Raw genomic sequence first — 23,091 nt, 5'->3', positions numbered from 1 at the left:
CAAAGCACCTTTGAGGCATCAATTTTCAGGTCTTACCCTTTCAACAGAAGGCATTACTGAGCGCACCCGTCAGATTTTTCATTAGTCTTTGAAGTAAATCGTTTTGCCCACTCTATCCTCAAAACGATACCATTTACCCTCAATGACACGCTCCTCACTATCCATAACCGTCCAGGAGTTCAGGGATGATATCTTCTCAAAATCAATTTGAAGCTCCTCTTCCAATTCTTCAGGTAAAACCAGGGTAAAGCTACCGGAACCACCTTCATTCAAAGGTAGCTGAAGTGACAAAGACCAGAATTTATTGGGCATAATTTCCTCAGAAACGTAGGCTCGAAAAAAATCAGCTTGTTCCCCATTCAGATTCCAGGAAATACCATTTGGATGGGTGCTAAAATAATCCGTCTTAACCCTATGATCACTGACAGACTCAACCAGTCTAAAGGACTCAATATTGGCACGTTTTAAATAATTTTATCGCATTATTTTATGGACTAATTCCGGCGAAGTTTGCTTTCCTCTCATTCATAACCCGAATTATTCACCGCTAAATTCATTAACTAAACACAAGTAACTCATTTTCAATACATTGCAACTTGTTTTCTTTAATTTATTATAGCCCAAATTTGGGCAAGCTGACTTTCCACTCATTCCTCTGTTTCGTTGGAAAAAATGAAATAGGAAAAATTCCTTGATTTCCCCACTAGCGGCAAAAGGAAGAGTAACCTGCACGATTTGTAATCCTGAAAATCAAGGGCAAAAAAAACGGCAACCAAATTATGGTTACCGTTTTAAATATTATAAACAGACTGTGCGGTCTGCAAAAGTCAGATTAATAACCTGCTCTTTCGTGAATAATTTTTTCTAATTCTTCACGAAGTGCATCGATGTGGATATTCTCCAATACATCCGCTGCAAAAGCATACAATAACATGCCATGTGCGGTTTTCTTGTCGATACCACGAGCACGCAAGTAGAATAACTGCTCCGGATCCAACTGACCGTTTGTACAACCATGCGAACACTTCACATCATCGGCCCAAATCTCTAACTGAGGCTTGGTATCGATCGAAGCATCGTCGGTCAACAGGATATTCTTGTTGGACTGGAATGCATTGGTCTTCTGTGCACCTTCACGGACGAAGATTTTACCATTGAATACTCCGGCAGATTTTTCATCGTACACCCCTTTGTAAAGTTCATTGGACTCACAATTCGGGTGGGTATGATCTACGGTGGTATGGTTATCCACGTGAGAAGTTCCTTTCAACAATGACAACCCGTACATGTTGGAAGTGATGTTCTCCCCATCCAATACGAAGTTGATATTGTTACGCACCATGGCACCATTCAGCGTCATGGTAAAAGTAGAAACTACTGAGTCACGCGACTGGACGATCATGGTGTTACCCACGTGATATGCGGCATCCCCTTCATCTTCAATCTTATAATAGTTCACATTCGCATTCGCTTCCGCGAAAACTTCAGTTACTACATTATTCAAACTCTTTTGCTCCCCGATGGTACGATATCTTTCGAATACTGTCACTGCAGCCGATTGCGCTGCAATCACCATATTACGAGGCTGTGCAATCACCTGACCTTCACGGGTATCATTGATGTGCAACAATAAGATAGGTTTTTCAACCACTTTATTCTTTGCCACATGAATGAAAACACCATTCGCCGTCATGGCGGTATTTAACTGAAGGAAAGGATCTTCCTGATGAGGGTGTTTTGCAAAGTGCGCCGCCAATAGATCAGCGTGCTGGTCTGCAGCCTCTGCCAATGAGCAAGCCGTATAGTTGGCTGCATCGAAATGAGAGATTGCCGGATTGAAAACACCGTTCTCCACTACAAAAACATCCGCATCCACACTTGCAAAGCGAAGCGCTTCCACCTCCTCTGCAGTCAACTTTCCTGCTGGTACTTCCGCAGTAAAATCAAAGTGCTTTTCAATCTGTTTTGTAATGGACGTATATTTATATTCTTCCGCCTTTGGCGCTGGCAAACCTTCCGTAGCCAATGCTTCCCAGGCAGCTTTCGCTTTTTCAGCTACAACAGCAGGAATTTTAGCGACGGTTTGCTCATGTACCTCAGCGATCTGGTTCATGGCATCCTTTTGGGATAGAGTCATGGACATACCTATGATCTTAAAAGTGGAACATTAAGCAAATTGCTGATCGGCCTCGGCCTTGATCCAGTCATATCCTTTTTCTTCCAATTCCAAAGCCAATTCTTTGGTACCGGACTTCACGATACGACCGTTATAAAGTACGTGCACATAATCCGGCACGATGTAATCCAACAAACGCTGGTAGTGCGTCACTACGATCGTCGCGTTGTCTTTATTTTTTAACTTATTCACGCCATTGGCCACGATACGCAAGGCATCAATATCCAAACCGGAATCCGTCTCATCCAAAATAGAAAGTTTTGGCTCCAACATGGCCATTTGGAAGATCTCATTACGCTTTTTCTCCCCACCGGAGAACCCTTCGTTCAAAGAACGATTCAAAAGCGATTGAGAAATCTCCACCAACTCCATTTTTTCCTTCATCACTTTAAGGAAATCAACTGCACTCAAAGCCTCTTCTCCTCTATGCTCACGCACCTGATTCAAAGCAGTCTTCATGAAGTTAATCGTACTCACGCCCGGAATCTCTACCGGATACTGGAATGCCAAAAATACACCTTCACGCGCACGTTCCTCAGGACCGAAATCCAAAAGATCTTTGCCCTGAAAATCTACTTCACCACCAACAACTTCAAAATCCTCACGACCTGCCAATACAGAGGCCAAAGTGGACTTACCAGAACCGTTCGGTCCCATGATTGCGTGAACTTCCCCCGGCTTTACCTCCAAGTTGATCCCTCTCAGGATCTCCTTTTCACCGATATTTGCCTTCAGATTCTTAATGCTTAACATTTATCTGATTTTTATGATTGTCTTATGAATATTTTTGATTCGGATGGGCTTCCCCATCCCCGCCGATAAATCAGCGATAAAAAATTAACCTACGGATCCTTCCAAAGTCAAGGCTAACAATTTCTGCGCCTCTACTGCGAACTCCATTGGCAATTGGTTCAATACCTCTTTACAGTAACCGTTTACGATCAGGGCTACGGCTGCTTCGGTATCTATACCACGCTGGTTACAATAGAACAATTGGTCTTCACCAATTTTGGAGGTAGTCGCCTCGTGTTCTACATGTGCAGTTTTATTGTCAATCTCAATGTAAGGGAAAGTGTGTGCACCACACTGATCACCCATCAAAAGAGAATCACACTGAGAGAAGTTACGAGCACCTTCCGCACGCTTCAATACTTTTACTAATCCACGGTAAGAGTTCTGCGATTTACCGGCAGAAACCCCTTTGGATACAATACGCGACTTGGTATTTTTTCCAATGTGAATCATTTTGGTACCTGTATCGGCCTGCTGCAAGTTGTTCGTTACTGCAACAGAATAGAATTCACCAATAGAATAGTCTCCTTTCAATACACAAGAAGGGTATTTCCAGGTCACTGCGGAACCGGTTTCTACCTGCGTCCAGCTCAACTTCGAGTGCGCGCCATTACAGATACCACGCTTGGTTACGAAGTTATAAATACCTCCTTTTCCTTCTGCATCACCAGGGAACCAGTTTTGTACAGTGGAATATTTTACATCAGCTTCCTTTTCTACAAAGATCTCTACCACGGCAGCGTGTAATTGATTCTCATCACGCTGAGGTGCAGTACATCCTTCTAAATAAGAAACCTTCGAACCTTCTTCCGCAACGATTAGCGTACGCTCAAACTGACCGGTGTTGGCTGCGTTGATTCGGAAGTAAGTAGAAAGTTCCATAGGGCAATGTACCCCTTTAGGAATATAGGCAAATGAACCGTCCGAGAATACGGCCGAGTTCAAAGCGGCATAGAAGTTATCCGTATAGGGTACTACGGAACCCAAATATTTCTTTACTAGCTCAGGGTGATCTTTTACCGCCTCACTAAAAGAGCAGAAAATAATCCCCTGCTCTGCCAAAGTTTCGCGGAAAGTAGTGGCAACGGAAACAGAGTCTAATACTGCATCCACCGCTACTTTCACGCCACTTAATCTCTTTTGTTCTTCCAGAGAGATTCCTAGGCGTTTGAAAGTATCTAGTAATTCAGGGTCCACTTGGTCCAGGCTCTCCAACTCCGGCTTCTTTTTCGGTGCCGCATAATAGTGAAGGTCCTGGAAGTCTGGTTTAGGGTAATCTACGTTAGGCCATTCTGGTTCCGTGAGGGTCTGCCAATGACGGAAGGCCTTCAAGCGCCACTCCAACAGCCACTCCGGCTCCTCCTTTTTGGCGGAAATAAAGCGAATGATATCTTCGTTAAGACCTTTAGGAGCAAATTCCTGCTCAATATCGGTCACGAAACCATGCTTATATTCCGACTGGGTAAATTCCTCAAGAATTTGATCGTCTTTACTCATGTCGTTATTTAGACTATTTATAAATACTCAACTGCAAAGGTAATAAAAAGATTAACTTAAAAGTTATTTGCAGCAAAATACCTGTTTGTTCACTGTTGCAAATATAGAATTAGAAACAGGGGCAAACAAATAAGCCCATTCGTAAAAATGGGCTTATTCAATTATAAATTGTTATGATTGTATTTGAACAATCTATAGTTGGAGTCAATTATTCACCAAACTTTATGTGACGATTCATAGACTCTTCTAAAGAAATGATAGTCTCGGTTCTTTCAATCCCCTCAATCTGCTGAATCTTATCGTGCAAAGTATTTTTCAGGTGCATGGTATCACGACAGTGCATTTTTACGAAAATATTGTAATTCCCCGTAGTGTAATGAATGGTGACGATTTCCGAAATTTGCACCAGGCGCTCGATCACTGAATCATACAAAGACGACTTTTCCAGATAAATCCCTAAGAATGCTGTAATATCATAGCCCATCTTGGAGTAATCCATATCCAGGGTAGTTCCACGAACTATCCCCATTTCCTCCAGTTTACGCATACGAACATGGACAGTACCCCCTGACACGAAAACACGCTTCGCTACCTCTGTATAAGGCATCTTGGCATCCTCCGTTAACAGTGAAAGGATCTTCATATCCACATTATCGATCTCATAATTTTTATTCATCATTTCACAAAAATATTATCATTCCCCGAATTATTCAAGTCAAATATAGCGATTGAGGTATTTATTTGGCGATTTTTTTAAGGAATTCTCAAAAAAAACATCAATCCACCGAATATTTGACGACTTTATCACCAAGCAATTAACAAATCATAAAAAAATCTCCTATTCCTCATTAACGATCAGCTAAAAAAAAACCGAAAAGAAAAAGCCAAAGAGCTAAAGAGTTGTTAAGAGGTGACTTTCAAAAAACATTTGGTATCCATTCGCAAGGCGCGATACAAGAATAATAAAAGAATGGATAAATAGCGACCCTAAATTTAAAAATTTACCTAAAATCAGCATATTTTTTATAATTCCCTTATCATTATGCTGGAAATTATGTATTTTAAATGAAGACCTTAAAACAATAACCATATATTAATACAACTTTAGCCCGAAACCCTATTACCTTATGAACAACAAACCCTGGCTCCAAAACTATCCCCAAGGAGTATCTGAGCACATCAACCCTGCGGTTTACACCAATCTTATTGAACTTATTGAAGAGGCGGTCAACACTTACGGAGAGAAAACCGCCTTTGAAAATATGGGCGCCGCCATGACTTTTAACCAAATCGACCAACTTAGCGATGATTTTGCAGCCTATCTGCAACAATCTCTGGGTCTTAAAAAAGGAGATCGAATAGCCATTCAGATGCCCAATCTCCTGCAGTACCCCATCGCCATGTTTGGTGCGTTGAAAGCAGGCCTGATCGTGGTTAACACCAATCCGTTATATACCACTCATGAAATGGCACATCAGTTCAAAGATTCCGGAGCGAAAGCCATTGTAATCGTTGCCAACTTCGCCTCGAATCTGGAAGAAATTCTTGCGGACACGGACATTAAGCATGTTATTGTCACCAAATTAGGTGATTTACTAGGCGGCTTAAAAGGCAACATTGTGAACTTTGTGGTGAAACATATTAAAAAAATGGTCCCTCCATATCAATTGGACGGGCATGTTTCTTTTAAAGACGCGTTAAAAGAAGGCAGCAAGCTCCGGCTGGAAAAAGTAGAATTGGCTCCGGAAGATTTGGCCTTTTTACAATATACGGGAGGCACCACGGGAATCTCCAAAGGCGCGATGTTGACCCACCGGAACATCATCGCCAATATGGAGCAAAATGGCGCATGGATGATGACCGGTTTGGTAGCTGGGAAGGAAATTGTAATCACGGCTTTACCATTATACCACATTTTTGCGCTCACAGTGAATTGCTGGCTGTTCTTCAAAACCGGTGGAAAAAACATTTTAATTACTAATCCACGAGATTTACCCGCTTTCATCAAAGAACTAAAAAAGCATCCATTCTCGGTTTTTACTGGCGTGAACACTTTATTCAATGCCTTATTATTACAGAAGGACTTTTTAAATATTGATTTCTCCAATTTTAAAGTGGCCATTGGCGGCGGCATGGCAGTACAGGACCATGTAGCTGAAAAGTGGAAAAAAGTAACCGGGTGCCCATTGGCCGAAGGCTATGGATTAACAGAATCTTCCCCGGTGGTAGCCTGCAACCCGATTGATGGCTCCGAAAAAATCGGGACGATCGGCATGCCTTTGCCAAGTACTGACGTGCGCATCGTTTCCGACGAAGGAAAGGATATGGATTTCGGGGAACATGGAGAAGTCTGGGTGCGTGGCCCGCAGGTAATGAGGGGCTACTGGAACAGAACAGACGAAACAGCGCTGGTCATGGAAGGGGATTGGTTAAAGACCGGAGATATTGGATATATGACTGTTGAGGGCTATATTAAGCTAGTCGATCGAAAAAAGGAAATGATCAATGTTTCCGGTTTCAATGTTTACCCCAATGAGGTGGAAGCTGCCGTCACTTCTCACCCCAAAGTTGCAGAAGCCGGGGTTATTGGAATACCGGATGAAAAATCCAATGAAACCGTAAAAGCATTTATCATCAAAAATGATCCGACACTAACCAAAGAAGAAATTTTCACTTATTGTAAAGCACATTTAACTGCCTACAAACGACCTAAACATATTGAATTTTTGGAAGAATTACCCAAATCCAATGTGGGTAAAATATTAAGGAGAAAATTAAAGGAATACGAGGAACGCAAAAGCGTTTCTGTATAACCAGAACCACTATGAACCAAAAAAGGCTAGCAAAATTGCTAGCCTTTCCTTTTTTATAAGCTTTTGATTATTGCTCATCCTCTTCGTGAACGAAGGAATACAATTGGTCATCAAGTTTTAATGCACCGCTATTATAATCATCCACAAACTTGGCAATTACCTGATTGTCGATCGCATCCACATTCAACGCTACATCCACATAAATTTCCGTATCCAAATCGGAATTGTAATCCAAAGTAACATGCTCTTTCACCTTCACGGTTCCTTCTGCCTCAGCTTCCATCATGGCATCTGCCAAAACTTCTTCTACTTCTTCGATTTGCTGATCTGTCAGGTTCCACTCCTCAGAATTCTGCGGAAGATTAGGAAAACGCTTCAACACCTCTTTCTCGGCCTCTTCATAGAGCTCACCGGCATGCTCCAAACGAAGGGTGGACATCATCACATCAAAGATCACCTCTTCTCCTTCATGCTTGCCAACAAAACGAAAGTTGACCATTTCGTCATTATTGTCGCCCTCATCCACAATTTGGTGATTTACGCCAGCAGCGGCAAATTCAGCTTTCAATGCTTCAACTGCCTTCGGATCAAGATTTTTTAGTACCTTACTCATAATACAATTAATTTCTGCATCCAAAGAACGGAATTTTATCCTATTAAAAAGTTATTTTTGCGGAAATTTCAGAAAAATTTTTCCAGAGGCCCTGCCCTCGCTATACCTATAAATATCCGTCTTTTATGAAAATCATCGCAATCGGGAGAAACTATGTAGACCATATTAAAGAACTGAACAATGAACGCCCGGACGAACCTGTGATTTTTACCAAACCCGAAACCGCCTATCTTCGCTCGGTGGACCCTTTCTATATTCCGGACTGGACCAATGATGTCCATCATGAGGTAGAAATAGTGGTGAAGATTAATCACAATGGAAAAAACATCAAACCTAAATTTGCGCATAAATACTATGATGAGGTGGGCATTGGTATCGATTTTACGGCCAGAGATCTTCAGGCCAAATTAAAAGCGAAAGGTTTACCCTGGGACACCGCTAAAGGTTTCAATGGCTCCGCTCCGGTTTCCCAGACTTTTATACCAAAAGATGAACTGGATTTGTCCAATCTTGATTTTTCTCTAAAAGTGAATAAGGAAGAACGACAAAAAGGTAATACTTCTCATATGATTTGGAGTATCGATGAAATCATTGCCCATATGAGTAAGTTTTTTATGCTCAAAAAAGGTGATTTGATTTTCACCGGCACCCCTGCCGGAGTAGGAAAGGTGAACATCGGTGATAAGCTGGAGTGTTTCATTGGTGAAAAGAAAATGCTGGAGGTGGATGTGAAATAATCCCGAAAAAATAAAAAAACTTAGCGCGTGTTTAAAACTGCACTATCCGACTGCAAATTCGAATTATTGGTAGTGATTTTGGATAATTTCTCAATAATAGCGCTACTAATCCCTCAATATAATCGGGTATGGCTTCTGCCATAATCAAATTTTCCTTACGAATTTTGGCTTTTAAACACGCTCTTAATGACTGTCGCTTTTTTTTCGTTTGATAAAGAGACAGTCATTTTTTTTATTGCGAACTATTCTAACCCATAACCTTCGAATACATTATATGAAATGCTCCCCTATCCTTTTTTTCAGCTTTCTATTCTACCTCCTGTCTTTCCCACTACTTGCACAGGTGGAAGCAGAAAAAGGTTATTATATCTTCCCCATACAAACCGGCAAAACTAACTTTCTCTCCGGCACCATGGGAGAACTCAGACCCGGGCACTTCCATGCCGGCATTGACATTAAAACCAAAGGCGTCACGGGCTTACCCGTATATGCCGCAGCGGATGGATATATTTCCAGAATCAAAATCTCCCATGGAGGTTACGGTTGGGCATTATACATTGCTCACCCCAATGGCTCCACCACTGTATACGGCCACTTACTTTCCTTTAATGATAAAATTGCCCAGGAAGTCCTAAAAAAACAATACCAGGAAAAATCCTATACCATTGAAATGTTTCCTGACCCCAAAGATTTTCCGGTGAAACAAGGGGAAGTCATTGCACTTTCCGGCAACTCAGGTGGATCAGGCGGCCCACATTTACATTTCGAAATTCGTGATAAGGAACAAAGAGTGGTGAACCCCCTCTCCTACGGCTTTAAAGAAATCAAAGACGACACCCCCCCTTCGGCCGTTCGACTGGCACTTCGCCCAATGGAAATCGATAGCCGAATCAATCACGGGTTCCAATGGACCGACTGGCCGCTAAGCTTAAAAAACGGGCATTACGAAATTACAGATCCCATAGCGGCAAACGGAAAACTCGGCATAGAGATTATGGCCTTTGACCGATTGAACGGAGCCTCCAACAAAAATGGCGTTTCCAGTTTTGAGCTTTTCATCAATGACAGCCTGACTTACCAGCATCATTTAGACTTATTGTCATTTGTGGAAAGCCGACAGATTTTAGTTCACACCAATTATGAAATCGAAAAACTAAGAAGACAACGCTTCGCAAAATTATATCTGGATCAGGGGAATCATTTGGCTTTTCAGCAACAGGCTTATGGAGATGGTACTTTTTGGGTAGAACCCGACAGCACTTACCATATCAGGATCCGGATGACAGATGCTTATCAAAATAAACGCGAAGTCAGGTTCACCATTCAGGGAGAAACCCCTGACAGAAGTGAAATCCCGGGCATGGACAAATCAAAAGCCCCCTATGGCTTTAAGCTTGCGGGGAATATTTTGAAGTATTGGGAGCAAAAGCCAGCGGACGAATACAAGGAGAGCCTTTTATATGAAGGACATGCCCGAAGAATAAAAACGGCGGATTATAGCAACGAAAACAGCCAGTATTATCTAATTGATTTATACGATGGCATCCCAGATTCCATTAAAATTTCAAGTAACACGATCCGCCCCCCCTTTCAAATTGAGATTCCGGCGGCCAGTAACATCAATTTCTTTCATAAGAATTTAAAATTAAAATTCACCAAAAACACACTGTTTCAGGACTTATACTTAAATACAGACTATCAGTATGATGAGAAATTAAAAGAGGAAATATTCAGTATTGGCGAAACGACTATCCCTCTAAAAAGCAACTTTTACGCAGAATTAAAATTACAGCAAGCGTATGAACAGGAAAAAGCAGCAGTGTACCGAAAAGTTGGAAAGGGCTATAGCTATATAGGAGGCACCTGGGAAGAAGAAAAAGTGATAAAGTTCAAGAGCAGATCATTTGGTCAGTTTACTATTAAATACGATAGTATCCCTCCAAAAATTCATCCTATAATAGTAAACAATAAAAAATGTAAGTTTAGAATCACCGATGAGCGTTCCGGCATCAGCAGCTACAACGCCTGGATCAATGACCAATGGCTTTTACTACATTATGACTACAAAACAAATATGATTTGGTCCGAAAGACTGGACAAAACTATCCCATTAAAAGGACTGTTACGGGTGGAAGTCACAGATCAAATCGGGAATAAAAAGATATATGAAAAGCACATACCATAGACTGAAATATCCTTTTATTTACGTATACGAAAGCTTATATTGCGAATCCCATTTGATCAAATAAACCAAAATTCACAAACATAAACCGATCCAAACCATGGCATTAGAAATTGGCAAAGCCGCTCCGGCATTCGAGGGCAAAGACCAAAATGGTAATTTGATTAAATTATCAGATTTCAAAGGCAAAAAAGTAGTATTGTACTTCTACCCAAAAGACAATACCCCAGGATGTACCGCCCAGGCTTGTAATTTGCGAGACAATTATGAAGCATTGATGGAAAAAGGCTATGAAGTAATTGGGGTATCAACTGACTCTGAAACTTCCCACCAAAAATTCATCAGCAAACATGAACTTCCATTTCCTCTGATTGCAGATGAGGACAAAGCCGTTCATGAAATGTATGGCACCTGGGGGGAAAAGAAAAATTATGGAAGAACCTATATGGGTACCATCCGCACCACCTTCATCATTGACGAAGAAGGAAAGCTGGAGGAAATCATAGAAAAAGTAAAAACCAAAGAACATACGGCGCAAATCATCCAATAAACTGGCCTCGAACTCCTCCTATGCAAGTTAAATACCTCAAAATATTTCGGCTTTACCTAAACGGATGGCCTGTCCAAAAGATTGCAGATCATTTTGATCTGCACTGGAAAGGCATCAGACAAATAATCGGGAAGGTATATAAAGAAATAGATTGCACAGAAGATGATTCAAGGCGTATGGTAGATCAAAGGTTCATTCAATACGTCAACAAGACGATTTCTGAACTTAACAATCTACAATCTGATGATGAAGAATTTTAAGAGGAGCCCTGCTCCTCTTTTTTTGGGTTCAGTCTATCCGATTTTGACATATTTTCACCTCAAAGGTATCCGCAATAGAATTGGAATAGTTTTCGGCACTAAATTGCCATATGAAAATTTTATTACTATCGCTATTATTTCAAATTCAAACTGAAGTCACTACTGACACCACTTACCTTGACAAGCGATTTAACGTTTGCGATAAAGCTCATGCCTCCTACTACCGGCAGGAAGGCCTTGAAAGCATGTGCGAGGATTTCAACCTTGACCACCAAATAATGCGCCGAGGAGCCATCATCAACGGTAAAGAAAATGGTAAATTCTTTTACTTTCACCCCAATGGAAACATTAAAGGGGTCAAATATTTTGAAAAGGGAAAGAAAATAGGATTATGGCAATGGTGGTACTCGAATGGCCAATTAAAAGAAGAGGGACACTGGGAAGTGGTAAAACAAAAAAATGGCCGTGAGCGAGAACAATTTATTATTAAAAATTTCTTCGATGAAGACGGGAATCAATTACTATCTGAAGGGTCAGGAAAATACTTTGCCCATGATCAGGAGGGGAACCTGATTCAGAAAGGTCAATACGAGAATAGCAAAAAAACCGGAATTTGGTACTCCTACAATACAAGCGGAAAAATTATTAAGGAGGAAGAATTCTAGAAAAAATTCCACAAAAAAAACCGATGTGTTTCAACATCGGCTCAAAGAAAATTAACTATCGAACTTTTTGGATGGGAAAAAGAACCGGCAGGTACAGGAACCTGCCGATTTCAAAAACTATCCAGGATCTTTTAAACGGGCTTGGCATGACCACCTTCAAATATACTCGAGACAGAATTTCAAGCTCATCCCTGTTTACTTCATCTCAATGAGATTTTGTATCTATTATCTATACTATTTTTTATTTAATATCAATCATTATTTTTTCTACAAAGCCTTTGATCCACTCAGTCATCAAAATTTTAAAAAAGGTAATTCAACAATTATCAACTGCTTAATTTTTTCTTGGGTCTGTCATTTTATAAAAAATGACTTTCCAATAATCCTTTCCACCTCAATTTTGGCTATTATTTAAAACTGAGCACATAACAGGTCCTAAGCTTCAAAGCACTTTATAGCCATTCACAAAAAAGCCACAATAGAGCGAAACCTAGCCAATTAAGGCAAATTCACCGCTTTAGGGATTATTCTCAAGAAAATAAAGCATTTTGCATATTGCAGAAATGACAAACTCTATACATTCACCATTACCAAATCCCGGGCAATGTTAAATCATTAGCTTTGAGCTACGGCAGGTCTCCTGACTTTCCGAAACACTTTACGACCTTCCCACCCATACGGGCAGTGGTGAGGGATGTAAAATATTCAAAATACGGATTTACAGTTGCGGGAACAGTGTTTGAATTGCACAAACTTCCCTTTTCATCTTCCTCGGAAGAACCGTCCTCATTGACAAAGTTAAAGGCAATTTTATAAATCCCAAAAAAAAGAAACACTCTTTCGAAAATTATTTGTTTGAGCCTAAACAGGGTTGCTCTGGCTCCTTTTCTGTAAAAAGAAGGTGTGGCCGGCTAAGCCAAATTACAGCCCACAGGAATCAACAAATCCACCCAAAGAGCTTATCTTATATGATTTAGGTGTATATTTTTCTAAATTCTTAAGCCGGAGTATTCATGCTTTAAAACTCGGTTAACTGCAAGACAACGATTTACGAAAGCAGAATTCGGCTTAGGACAAAAAAAAATTCCCCTCAGGGAATTTTAATCTTTACTTTACCCCCAGTTCAGGGTGTTTTCCTTTTACTGTTCGGTAGAAAGACATAATCTCTTCCAAATCCTGATCATAATTTCCTGTGGGATGATACACACTATGAATACCGGCACGTTTACGTTCAAAATCCAGATACCCCAAAGCAATGGGCACCTCCGCCATTTCTGCCAGGCGATAAAAACCTGACTTCCATTTCTCCACATATTTTCGCGTACCCTCAGGAGTGATCATGATCATCATTTCATCATTTTCCTTGTACAAATTTGCCATCGCCTCCACCATGGATAACTTCTGATCGTCTCGCATCCCTTTGGGGCGACGATCAATACCGATGGCCCCTAAGCGTTTTAGCAATCCCCCAAACACTTTATTGTCCGTCCATTCGCGCTTTATGGTATATTTTACCGGAAGGCCCAATAGAAAAAAAGCTGCCCGGGCATAAATAAAATCCCAATTACTGGTATGCGGAGCAGCGATAACCACCGCTTTCTTTAAACCAATATGGCTGTCGCCCTCAATTTTCCAACCGGAAACTTTAAATATTATTTTTGAAATGAATTTCCACATGAATCAATTAATTTGCTGCAAACTTAGGTTTTCAGTAGGTAAAATAAAAGGCAGGAAGAAATTAACCCGAATTATTCATGCTTTAATCCTCGTTTAGCTGCAAGGCGGAAAAAATGATGGAATACTTCCCTATTGCAATTTTCCAACGAAGCAGATAAATTAGGAGAAAGCAAGCTTGCCCCAATTGGGGCTATTAACAAATCATTAATTACAATTTTAGAAAAATGAAAATAAGCCGCTTAGCGCACAACCTTAATTCAGCTGCAAATTATTCGGCTTAAGCGTTTAATTCCTGTTGCCTCAAAAAATCTTTTGCGTAGCGATAACCTATTTCAAAAATATCATCCAAGCCCTCCAGTTTCAACGGAGAGTAGCCGGCTAATTGTGGAGCTTCCAGGTACCAATCACAATATCGCTGACTGTGTTGAACATTCACATTAACTGCCAACAACAAACTCCGCTCTAGATTCTTTTTCAAACTAAAATCTGTACACCCCTTCTGTATTACATTGCAATTAAAACCCACCGTCACATCCATTCTACCAACCAAGGCTTCCACCGGCATATTATTTAACATTCCTCCGTCAATAAGCATTTTTCCATCAATAGGTACCGGCGCAAAAATTGCCGGAATCGCACAGCTGGCCATTAAGGGCAAAATTAAATCTCCAGTATCAAAATAACATATTTGACCATCCACCAAATCAATCGCTGCAACGGTCAGGGGTATGGATAATTCCTCAAATTTGTCAACTGCCAGGTATTTATAAAACAAAGGCTTCAATTGTTCTATATTTAATAAGCCCTTTTTGCTCCAGGCAGGCCTAACCAGCTTTGTCAAAGAAAGCGACTTAATGATCCCAAGCAATTCTTCCGCCGGATAACCTGCGGCATAAAAGGCTGCCACAATGGCTCCGGAGGAAGTCCCACTAACTGCTGAAAACTGAACACCAACTTCTTCGAAGGCCTTGATCATCCCCAAATGGGCCACTCCTTTCACCCCGCCACCGGAAAAACAAGCGCCAATTTTTTTTTGATCCAAATTGATAGAATAAGCCTTCATTCTATTTAATTATCGTTGAAAAATTAATTTTATAGTCTAAATTTGGGCATAAAGAAATAGTTTTTTTACCTATCGCCCCCTATTATGAACTTTTCTAAGTTATTTAAAAGTGAGCCCAATAGCAATATCGGGATTCACCAACAAAACAGTATGATGGCGACCAAATTTTGTGCTGCATTATTAATCCTCATTAATTTAGGACTGGCCTCCCTGAATTATTGGAATGGCGGCAACCTTTTTTGGATTCCTATTACCCACATTTTTTTATTACTGCTAAGCCTGGCCTTCAATCTGAACCAGTCATACCGAACGGCTCGTTCTATTCTTATTTACAGCAGTATCATCTTTGCCTGCATCATTTCCTGTGCAGATACCCCGGCTGGTGCCGAGCCCACGCTGGAAATGATTTTATATCAGGTCAATATTGCCACAATACCATTTTTATTGCTCTCTTTCCGAAACCCAAAAGACTTGCTCCTAGCTTTTGGATTGAGCATTTTAGCGCTGGCGGGGCCTTTGTTCTTTGCGGGAACATTTCAACCGGAAGGATTGATTTTCGGACCAGTAGATACCATCAGCCGAAAAATAACCGCGGGCTTTTTCACCCTTTTGCTTTTCGCCATTATTTTATTAATGGAATACTTTGCTCACCTCCAAAGAAAATCCAATGAAGAGTTGGTGGATAACATGGATCAAAAGCAAAAAGACCTGGTAAAACAATCAGAAGAAATGGAGGATTATGTATCCAAAATTAAGGAGCAAAAGGCCATTGATGAAAAACGGCAATGGATCACTCAAGGAGTTTCGGCCATTGATCAATTACTGCGCACCAATGAAAAGGACGATGCACTACAGGATCAAATCATCAGGGAAATTGTAAATTATGCCGGCGCCATTCAGGGAGGCCTGTACAGTGTGGAAGGAGAAAGTGAGGACCTGCATTTACAACTTACTGCCTGCTATGCTTACAATCGCAAAAAGTACCACGAGCAAAAAATTGAAATTGGCGAAGGCCTGGTGGGGCAATGTTACCTGGAGCAAGAAACCATTTACCTGACGGAGGTTCCGGAAAACTACATTTCCATCACTTCCGGCCTGGGAGAAGCGAATCCGAATTGTATTTTAATTATGCCTTTGAAATACAATGAAGAAATTGTCGGAGTGATTGAACTAGCGGCCTTTCAGGTGATGGATGAATACCATATGGAATACCTGCAAAAAGCATCCCATTCAGTCGCCTCTTACCTGATCAACAATAAAATAAATGCACGCACTCAGCTGTTACTGGAAGAATCTCAATTAGCCACGGAGCAACTAAGGGCTCAGGAGGAAGAGATGCGCCAAAACATGGAAGAGCTTCACGCTACGCACGAGCAAATCACACGGATGCAGGATGAACAAAAGGAGCAACATGAAAAAATGGTGACAGAAATACAGCAACACGCTAAGGTCTTCCAGAAAATATTCAATGTGGTGCCCAACAAGATTTTCATGAAAGATGATGAGTGTCGCATGATAATGGTCAATGAAGCCGTTTGTAAAGCTCATAACTGTTCGGAGGAAGACCTTTTAGGTAAATCAGACCTTGACTTCTTTGGTGAGGAAATAGGCCGTCCGATGGTTGAGGAAGAAAAGGAAATCATGAGAACCGGAGCGCGGGAATATCGCCAAACAGAGGCTGTAGACCTTTCAGGAGGTAAAACCAAATACCTGAGAACCATCAAAATGCCGTTTTTTATTGATTACCTGGGCATCACCGGCCTGTTAGGGATTCAGTTTGACGAAACAGAAAAGTATGAATTTGAGGACAAGATCCGACAATTAGAGGAAGAACTCTTCAAAAGTAAAAAGATGATCAAATAATACATTAAACAAAAAAAGCTGTCAGTAAGGGCAGCTTTTTTACTTTCAGAAAGCCAACCTCAAAACCCCTATGATCAAAAAAAGCCTTCTACTCTTCTCACTGCTTTTATGCAGCCAGTTCTCCCAAGCCCAGTACGGCTTATCCGCCACTTACTTTATACCAAAGAATGGCTCATTTTCCAACCCGGTTACACCTTTTAGTTTTCGGGGCCTGGGCCAATCCTGGGGACTATTTGGTGTAGAAACGGGCTTCACACTTTTTCGTATGGCCGGCATGAATATTAAGGAAACTGCCATTAAAACCAATGAAAGCCTTACCGATCCTTTCTTTTCCTTAATGATTCCGGTAGAAGCTGTATTTAGCCTTCCTACAGGCATCGGCTTATTTCAACTCAAAGGAGGAGGATTTGTTTATGGTAATTTGGATGCCAAAACCCATCTAGGCAACTTTGACCGGGCTTATAAAAAACAAAATGACTGGATATTAGCCAATGCCGATCTAGAGAATAAAAACGGACTGGGCTATGGCTATCGCTTTGGCTTAAGTTATCTCGTGGAAATCAACCCCCAGGTCAGCCTTACGCTAGAAGGCAATTACCTTTCCGGCCAAAGCGAATGGGCATGGAAAGGAACGGTCGAAGGTGTGAATACCAATGGTGATTTCGTCAGTGAAGCATTCAGTGAAGCCAATGCTCAACTGGATTATTCAGGATATGAGATTTCCATCGGCCTGGTTTTCCAATCTGCTAACCCAAAGAAAAAGGGGAAAAGGCGAAGAAGAAGGTAAAACAAAAAAGGCAGTACCAAAGTACTGCCTTTTTTTACATTTCAATATTTTTTTTCAAATCGTCGATTTGCTCCTGCGGAACATCCTGCATATTTAACAGCAAAAAGCCATCCAATGCATCATTAAAATCCGGATCCACATTAAAGGCCAGAATTTTCCCATTCTGCTTAATATACTTCTTTAACAAAATCGGCACCCCGTGGTGAACAGGATCCACATCTCCGATCAACTTATCAAAGCGTTGAAAATCATCCCCTGTAAAATCCCAAAGTGGCTCATGATCGAAATCATCAAACTGCACTTTAAATTCATTCAACGGTTGAATAAATTTGGCTAAGTCGTGATCAAAATAAAACTTCTTCACAAACTCAGCAATCAGACTTTTGGAAAGCGTAGTGTATTCATTGGAAATACTCACCGGCCCCAGCAAATACTGATAATGATTCTCAGACAACATTAACATCAATAGACCTTGCCACAATAAAAACAATGGAAGGCGTTTTAACTGATATTCCTGACGAACAAATGAACGACCTAACTCACAACCGTGAATCAAATAGGGACTGAACTTTTCATCAATCTGGAAAAGCGAACTGGTATAGAATCCTTTGATCCCATATTTGTTCATAATCTCTTCGCCCTTCCCAATTCGATAGGCTCCTACGATGCTATTATTCTCCTTATCCCAAACAAAAAGGTGATGATAATACATATCGTATTCGTCCAAATCCAGTGCCTTATTGGTACCTTCTCCTACGGCCCGGAAAGTTATCTCTCTTAGCCGGCCAATTTCCTGGAGAATATTCGGAACTCTTCTGGCGCTGCAAATATAAACCTGAAAGGGGCCGTTTTCCACAACCAGCTGGTCTTGGGAATTATCCAGTTCCTGCTGAATTAATTCAAGACTAACGGGGGGGATAATCTCCTCCACCCCTACCGGCTTTTGCTCTAACTGCTTCTTAGCAAATATCTTATCTGAAGTAATTTCGGATTCTAATCGGCAACCCAGCATCATGGTTTTTACTCTCAAAAACCTTGAAAAACGGTTAAAGTCCTTAAACTCATTTTGCTCCTCGGCACTGATCGGATTACCGATAATAACACGTAACTTCTTTGGCCCTTCACTGATCCATTCATTCAAATCCAGCTCGCCATTGGATACTTTCATCAAATGAAAAAACAAATCATTTTGCCCCTGAATATATATCGGAATGATGGGTACACCGGCTTTTTTCACCGCTGCAATATGATCCAAATCCCATTGACGGTCCGCAATTTCTTTATCGTCCGTATAAAAACTTTCCACATCTCCGGAAGGAAACAAACCAATTCCATGACCTTCTTTGATGGCCTGCTGAATAGATTCCTCAAAGCTATTGCTTTCCTCTGCGATAAAATGATCCAGCACTTCTTCTCCGGTAACATGCTCTCCGTAAATTTTAAAATCAAAACGGCGATTTCTCACCACTTTCATTAGAGAAACAAAATCTACGAAACCGAATGGATTATTACTGATGGTGATAAATGTTCCTGATTTAGGAATTCTGCGCAATTCCTTGCGATCTACCTCCAACTCAATTTCCACTTGTTGGAAAAAAGTATCCAAAATCTCCTCCCATCCCTCTTCACTATCTTGTTGCAAAGCATGTAATGGTTGAAACAAAGACTTGGTGTCCAACTTAATATCTCCCTTGTTCAGGGCTCCGAAAAACTCCTCTTTAGAAATAAACTTTTTCATATATGCATTATATTTCCAATACCGCTTCTGCAGACATGGAAAAATCTAACCCTATCCTCAAATTGTTTCAAAAAAACAATATCATGAAATCAGGTCATAATTTTTGAAGCTGCAATATTAATCATTTTTAGCCTAAATGACCATTTAATTCAGATTATCAAATCATCAAAACCCAGCATATCGCGCTTCACTTTGAGATAAAATAGGGGTATAAAATAAGGTTAAAAAATTTCTAAAGACAAAATAAGGATTAATTACTAAGTAAATTCAATTAAAAAGCCTTTTTATAGAAATAAATATTCGAGAAGACGAGTAGTTCACCCATATCCCACCCCACAACCCCCTCAATTATAAGCTAATGAAAGCAATCAAAGCCATTAGCTAAAAATAAATAATTATAGTCACTAGCGCCCAGATTAATTGAAAACCATCCCTAAAATTAAATCGATCAACTAAAGAATTTTCACTGAACGCACTGTCCCCTCACGAACAAAATATAACTTTTACAATAAGAACAATTGAATACAATCAATAAAATGGGTATTTATGTGAAGATTCCTTGTTTATTATTTTGCATTAATTTAAAAATCCCCGTAATATCAATATATCAACAAGTGAGCATCTCATGATTAGAAGAAATACCCATCTTATCCTAAAGAGAGGATTTATTGAGTTTTATATCCTCCAATTGTTGTCAAAGGGACAAATTGACATTCATCAACTCATTGAGAAATTGAAAGAAGTTTCTTTATTATGGGTGGAAGGCGTCATTTTCCCCATTCTTTTTGACTTGAAAAGAAATGAATATCTGCTCAAGGAAAACAGCAGTTCGGAGGATCAACCTACCATGAGATTATACCGCATTACGCCTAAAGGGGCCGATAAATTGGCTGCTTTAAAAGCAGAATGGGGAGAAATCGAAGATACCACACACGAATTCATGACCGACGAAGCTCAATAAGACCTATGAAAAAAAGTATAAGCATCAGCATCGGAGGAATTATTTTCCATATAGAAGAAGACGGCTACCTGATTTTAAATGAATACCTGGAGAGTATCCGGCAGCATTTTTCTGCCTACCCGGACAGCCATGAGATCATTGACGACATTGAAAACCGCATCGCAGAACTGTTTTTCTCAAAATTAACCGATAACAAACAGGCGATTATTTTAGAGGATGTAGAAGAGCTCATTTCCACCATGGGTAGCCTGGATGATTTCGAAACCATTGAAAAAGAATTCGGAACAGATCGGGATTATTTCCAAAATGAAGAAGAACAATTTTTCGAAGAACCTAACAGGCTGTTCCGAGATGAATCCAGAAAAGTGCTTGGAGGGGTGTTGGCGGGCCTTGCCCAATACTTTCAAATCGACCCGCTGTGGATGCGCCTGGGATTTCTGATTCTTTTCTTTGGATTTAGTTTCATTCCCTCTGTGGCTACTGTTCTGGCCCTAGTCTACCTTTGCCTGATATTCATTATGCCAGCTCGCAATGATTTCCCTGAGCAGAAAAATGAGAAAAAAATCTATCGAGATCCGGATCAGAAGGTTTTAGGTGGCGTGTGTGCTGGTTTTTCCGCCTTTTATGGTATTGACATTACTATTGTGAGGCTCATCTTCATCGCCCTGATTTTTCTGGGAGGCACCGCCATTTTCATCTATGCAGCACTTTGGGTCATTCTTCCCGAAGCACAAACCCCTAGCCAAAAGGTAAAAATGCAGGGGCAACCCATCACCCTGGAAAATATTGAAAGCAATATTCGCAAACGTTTAAATAATATTGAAGGAGAAGAAAATATTGCCACAAAAATACTTTTGTTTCCCTTTCGGATATTAGCGGAACTTCTTACCGTTCTACAGAGTGTGTTAGGGCCTTTATTGACTTTCCTGGCCGATATTTTCAGAGTATTCCTGGGATTTATTACCTCCTTTACCGGATTTGTTACACTGGTGGTTTTACTCATCATTGCAGTGGCAAGCATGGGCTGGCTGGGCAATGATATCGTGGTGGGGGATTTCCCTCTCCCCACCGAACTAATCACCACCGTTACCTCTCCGGCATTAGTAGTGACGGGATTTTTCCTGATGGCCATCCCGGCATTTTACCTGATTATTTTGGGGATGATATTTTTCTTCAAAAGATCCATTGGAAACAGGGCTTTTCACATTACCATGCTTTCTCTGTGGGGAATCGCTATGATTGTTGGTCTTTTTCTTATTCCAAAAACAGTGGCTCAATTTAAGAAAAGTGGATCTGTGGAAATTTCAGAAGTCATTCCTTATCCGGCTGACAGTTTACTCATTTTAAATTTGAACAAAAACAAGGGCTTTGACTGGGCGGAAACCAAGCTCAAGATAAGAGGCTATTCCGGTGACAACATCAAAGTGGTACAAACCTTAGAAGCAAGAGGCAAGTCTACTTATGAGGCCGAGGATAATGCCAGACAAATCCTTTACGGTTACACCGTTAATGAAAGTATAATATCACTGGATCGCTTCTTCCAACTGGATAAAAATGGGAAATTTCGAAATCAGAAACATTTAACAACCCTCTACCTTCCCTTTGGCCTGCATTTTCAAATGTCTCCGGCATTGGGAACTGTATTAAGAAACACCCTAAGTCCTAATGGTTACCGCGTCAATCAACTAGCCGACAATGAGTGGGTGTATACCGGAGATGGATTACAATGTGTTACCTGCATTACCAAGGAACAATTTCATTATAATTCCAATGTGAAGAAAAATCAGATTTCGGGTTATTATGAGGAATTCGAGGTAGCGCCATTTAAAAAAATAGAAGTAAATGGCAGTCTGAAAGCAGAAATTTTTCCGAGTGAGGATTTTGAAGTCATCGCCATTGGAAACGAGGAGGCTATAGCAGATTGTAAAATAAAGAGCAGAAACGGCACATTGAATTTATCTAATGGTGGTTTAAAAAATATTTTTTCTGATGAGCGAATAAAAATATTAGTGGGCTGCCCAACTATTAAAGCAATAGAAGCTGGTGGAAGCACTCACGTTATCATTCAGGATTTCAAAGAGGAAGAGAGCATCAGTCTTTACGCCAATGGGGCATCCAACATCGACCTCTTCGGAGAATATGAGGAAGTACTAGGTAATGCGGAAGGTGCTTCCAATATCAGTCTGAAGGGAAAAGCCAAATTCGGTGCTTTCAATACCTCAGGAGCCTCAAATGTGAAAGCGCAGGAATTCTGGGTGAAAAATGCGGAAGTCACCTCCTCTGGTGCAAGTTCGGTGAAACTTTCTGCTCAGGAATACCTGAAAGCAGAGGCCTCTGGTAGCTCAAATATATTCTATGAAGGAAACCCTACCATAGACGCTGCCACCTCAGGAGCCGCACAGGTTGAGCAGATTGGAAATTAGGAATAAAGCTAAAAGCTAAGATTCCTCGCGAAAATTTGATTGGAAAGCGGCTATACCACAGGAATATTGGAAAAGAAAATCTTCCCTACCGGTAAAAAAAGAAAAGTCGCTGACAATCTTTCAAATTTACCAGCAGATCAATTGATCGTAAAACATCCTCTAACTACTAGCCCGGATAATTCATGCTTAAATCCTCGTTTAGCTGTAAGGCGGAAAAAATGATGGAATTTTTCCTATTTCGAGTTTTTTCCAACGAAACAGATGAATGAGGAGAATGCAAGCCTACCCAAATTT

Annotated in this window: 18 protein-coding genes and 1 riboswitch; of the genes, 9 read left to right on the top strand and 9 right to left on the bottom strand. The window is 40.6% G+C overall.

Annotated features, from left to right (window positions below):
* Positions 1–81 precede the first annotated feature (81 nt).
* The 5 genes from AAA970_RS07180 to AAA970_RS07160 form a co-directional block, all read right to left on the bottom strand.
* Positions 82–291 carry a hypothetical protein gene (locus tag AAA970_RS07180; RefSeq protein ID WP_338236538.1) on the bottom strand — a complete coding sequence of 70 codons (210 nt, stop codon included), beginning with the start codon at positions 289–291 and terminating at the stop codon, positions 82–84.
* Between the two features lie 541 nt (positions 292–832).
* The gene (gene sufD / locus AAA970_RS07175) at positions 833–2,143 is read right to left on the bottom strand and encodes a Fe-S cluster assembly protein SufD (RefSeq protein WP_338236537.1); all 1,311 of its coding nucleotides are present in this window, start codon (positions 2,141–2,143) and stop codon (positions 833–835) included.
* A 24-nt stretch (positions 2,144–2,167) separates the two neighbouring features.
* The gene (sufC, locus tag AAA970_RS07170; RefSeq protein ID WP_053404772.1) at positions 2,168–2,929 is read right to left on the bottom strand and encodes a Fe-S cluster assembly ATPase SufC; all 762 of its coding nucleotides are present in this window, start codon (positions 2,927–2,929) and stop codon (positions 2,168–2,170) included.
* Positions 2,930–3,013: 84 nt separating this feature from the next.
* Positions 3,014–4,465 (bottom strand): Fe-S cluster assembly protein SufB, encoded by a 1,452-nt coding sequence (sufB, locus tag AAA970_RS07165; protein WP_338236536.1) that lies wholly within the window; start codon positions 4,463–4,465, stop codon positions 3,014–3,016.
* A 208-nt stretch (positions 4,466–4,673) separates the two neighbouring features.
* Positions 4,674–5,141 (bottom strand): Lrp/AsnC ligand binding domain-containing protein, encoded by a 468-nt coding sequence (locus AAA970_RS07160; RefSeq protein WP_053406889.1) that lies wholly within the window; start codon positions 5,139–5,141, stop codon positions 4,674–4,676.
* A gap of 451 nt (positions 5,142–5,592) precedes the next feature.
* Here AAA970_RS07160 and AAA970_RS07155 point away from each other — a divergent pair, with 451 nt between their 5' ends.
* Complete coding sequence (locus AAA970_RS07155) at positions 5,593–7,278, top strand: AMP-binding protein (protein ID WP_338236535.1); 1,686 nt, start codon at positions 5,593–5,595, stop codon at positions 7,276–7,278.
* Between the two features lie 67 nt (positions 7,279–7,345).
* On the opposite strand, the gene AAA970_RS07150 is transcribed toward AAA970_RS07155, so the two are convergent.
* The gene (locus AAA970_RS07150) at positions 7,346–7,891 is read right to left on the bottom strand and encodes a hypothetical protein (protein ID WP_063790916.1); all 546 of its coding nucleotides are present in this window, start codon (positions 7,889–7,891) and stop codon (positions 7,346–7,348) included.
* Positions 7,892–8,016: 125 nt separating this feature from the next.
* Between AAA970_RS07150 and AAA970_RS07145 the strand changes: the two genes are divergently transcribed.
* The 4 genes from AAA970_RS07145 to AAA970_RS07130 all read left to right on the top strand — a co-directional run bounded on the left by AAA970_RS07145 (position 8,017) and on the right by AAA970_RS07130 (position 12,285).
* The gene (locus AAA970_RS07145; RefSeq protein WP_053404768.1) at positions 8,017–8,628 is read left to right on the top strand and encodes a fumarylacetoacetate hydrolase family protein; all 612 of its coding nucleotides are present in this window, start codon (positions 8,017–8,019) and stop codon (positions 8,626–8,628) included.
* A gap of 274 nt (positions 8,629–8,902) precedes the next feature.
* Positions 8,903–10,813: a M23 family metallopeptidase gene (locus AAA970_RS07140; RefSeq protein WP_338236534.1), complete on the top strand. Its 1,911-nt coding sequence runs from the start codon at positions 8,903–8,905 to the stop codon at positions 10,811–10,813.
* Positions 10,814–10,910: 97 nt separating this feature from the next.
* Entirely contained in the window at positions 10,911–11,360 is a 450-nt protein-coding gene (gene bcp / locus AAA970_RS07135) for a thioredoxin-dependent thiol peroxidase (protein WP_338236533.1), read from the top strand.
* A 370-nt stretch (positions 11,361–11,730) separates the two neighbouring features.
* Positions 11,731–12,285: a toxin-antitoxin system YwqK family antitoxin gene (locus AAA970_RS07130; protein ID WP_338236532.1), complete on the top strand. Its 555-nt coding sequence runs from the start codon at positions 11,731–11,733 to the stop codon at positions 12,283–12,285.
* 615 nt (positions 12,286–12,900) lie between these two features.
* Positions 12,901–13,082: riboswitch (cobalamin riboswitch) on the bottom strand.
* Positions 13,083–13,392: 310 nt separating this feature from the next.
* On the opposite strand, the gene AAA970_RS07125 is transcribed toward AAA970_RS07130, so the two are convergent.
* Together AAA970_RS07125 and AAA970_RS07120 are read right to left on the bottom strand one after the other, a co-directional pair.
* The gene (locus tag AAA970_RS07125; protein WP_053404761.1) at positions 13,393–13,962 is read right to left on the bottom strand and encodes a 1-acyl-sn-glycerol-3-phosphate acyltransferase; all 570 of its coding nucleotides are present in this window, start codon (positions 13,960–13,962) and stop codon (positions 13,393–13,395) included.
* A gap of 277 nt (positions 13,963–14,239) precedes the next feature.
* Positions 14,240–15,025, bottom strand: a complete 786-nt coding sequence (locus tag AAA970_RS07120) for a patatin-like phospholipase family protein (protein WP_338236531.1) — start codon at positions 15,023–15,025, stop codon at positions 14,240–14,242.
* 84 nt (positions 15,026–15,109) lie between these two features.
* On the opposite strand from AAA970_RS07120, the gene AAA970_RS07115 reads away from it, so the two are divergent.
* Both AAA970_RS07115 and AAA970_RS07110 read left to right on the top strand, forming a co-directional pair.
* Entirely contained in the window at positions 15,110–16,888 is a 1,779-nt protein-coding gene (locus tag AAA970_RS07115; RefSeq protein WP_338236530.1) for a GAF domain-containing protein, read from the top strand.
* 70 nt (positions 16,889–16,958) lie between these two features.
* Positions 16,959–17,675 (top strand): hypothetical protein, encoded by a 717-nt coding sequence (locus AAA970_RS07110; RefSeq protein ID WP_338236529.1) that lies wholly within the window; start codon positions 16,959–16,961, stop codon positions 17,673–17,675.
* A 34-nt stretch (positions 17,676–17,709) separates the two neighbouring features.
* Here AAA970_RS07110 and AAA970_RS07105 read toward each other — a convergent pair whose 3' ends face one another.
* Positions 17,710–19,413 carry a lysophospholipid acyltransferase family protein gene (locus AAA970_RS07105; RefSeq protein WP_338236528.1) on the bottom strand — a complete coding sequence of 568 codons (1,704 nt, stop codon included), beginning with the start codon at positions 19,411–19,413 and terminating at the stop codon, positions 17,710–17,712.
* A gap of 625 nt (positions 19,414–20,038) precedes the next feature.
* Between AAA970_RS07105 and AAA970_RS07100 the strand changes: the two genes are divergently transcribed.
* Entirely contained in the window at positions 20,039–20,374 is a 336-nt protein-coding gene (locus AAA970_RS07100) for a PadR family transcriptional regulator (RefSeq protein ID WP_338236527.1), read from the top strand.
* A gap of 5 nt (positions 20,375–20,379) precedes the next feature.
* The gene (locus AAA970_RS07095; protein WP_338236526.1) at positions 20,380–22,797 is read left to right on the top strand and encodes a PspC domain-containing protein; all 2,418 of its coding nucleotides are present in this window, start codon (positions 20,380–20,382) and stop codon (positions 22,795–22,797) included.
* Positions 22,798–23,091: the final 294 nt, after the last annotated feature.

Origin of the sequence: Persicobacter diffluens (assembly GCF_036244895.1) — a bacterium.
GTDB lineage: Bacteria > Bacteroidota > Bacteroidia > Cytophagales > Cyclobacteriaceae > Persicobacter > Persicobacter diffluens.
This window is presented reverse-complemented; position numbering and strand designations above follow the sequence as displayed.

Coding starts and splice junctions, on each gene's coding strand:
- sufC (WP_053404772.1), bottom strand. CDS start 2,929: ATGTTAAGCATTAAGAATCTGAAGGCAAATATCGGTGAAAAGGAGATC.
- AAA970_RS07130 (WP_338236532.1), top strand. CDS start 11,731: ATGAAAATTTTATTACTATCGCTATTATTTCAAATTCAAACTGAAGTC.
- AAA970_RS07155 (WP_338236535.1), top strand. CDS start 5,593: ATGAACAACAAACCCTGGCTCCAAAACTATCCCCAAGGAGTATCTGAG.
- AAA970_RS07120 (WP_338236531.1), bottom strand. CDS start 15,025: ATGAAGGCTTATTCTATCAATTTGGATCAAAAAAAAATTGGCGCTTGT.
- AAA970_RS07140 (WP_338236534.1), top strand. CDS start 8,903: ATGAAATGCTCCCCTATCCTTTTTTTCAGCTTTCTATTCTACCTCCTG.
- sufB (WP_338236536.1), bottom strand. CDS start 4,465: ATGAGTAAAGACGATCAAATTCTTGAGGAATTTACCCAGTCGGAATAT.
- AAA970_RS07110 (WP_338236529.1), top strand. CDS start 16,959: ATGATCAAAAAAAGCCTTCTACTCTTCTCACTGCTTTTATGCAGCCAG.
- AAA970_RS07125 (WP_053404761.1), bottom strand. CDS start 13,962: ATGTGGAAATTCATTTCAAAAATAATATTTAAAGTTTCCGGTTGGAAA.
- AAA970_RS07145 (WP_053404768.1), top strand. CDS start 8,017: ATGAAAATCATCGCAATCGGGAGAAACTATGTAGACCATATTAAAGAA.
- AAA970_RS07150 (WP_063790916.1), bottom strand. CDS start 7,891: ATGAGTAAGGTACTAAAAAATCTTGATCCGAAGGCAGTTGAAGCATTG.
- sufD (WP_338236537.1), bottom strand. CDS start 2,143: ATGTCCATGACTCTATCCCAAAAGGATGCCATGAACCAGATCGCTGAG.
- bcp (WP_338236533.1), top strand. CDS start 10,911: ATGGCATTAGAAATTGGCAAAGCCGCTCCGGCATTCGAGGGCAAAGAC.
- AAA970_RS07100 (WP_338236527.1), top strand. CDS start 20,039: ATGATTAGAAGAAATACCCATCTTATCCTAAAGAGAGGATTTATTGAG.
- AAA970_RS07115 (WP_338236530.1), top strand. CDS start 15,110: ATGAACTTTTCTAAGTTATTTAAAAGTGAGCCCAATAGCAATATCGGG.
- AAA970_RS07095 (WP_338236526.1), top strand. CDS start 20,380: ATGAAAAAAAGTATAAGCATCAGCATCGGAGGAATTATTTTCCATATA.
- AAA970_RS07105 (WP_338236528.1), bottom strand. CDS start 19,413: ATGAAAAAGTTTATTTCTAAAGAGGAGTTTTTCGGAGCCCTGAACAAG.
- AAA970_RS07160 (WP_053406889.1), bottom strand. CDS start 5,141: ATGAATAAAAATTATGAGATCGATAATGTGGATATGAAGATCCTTTCA.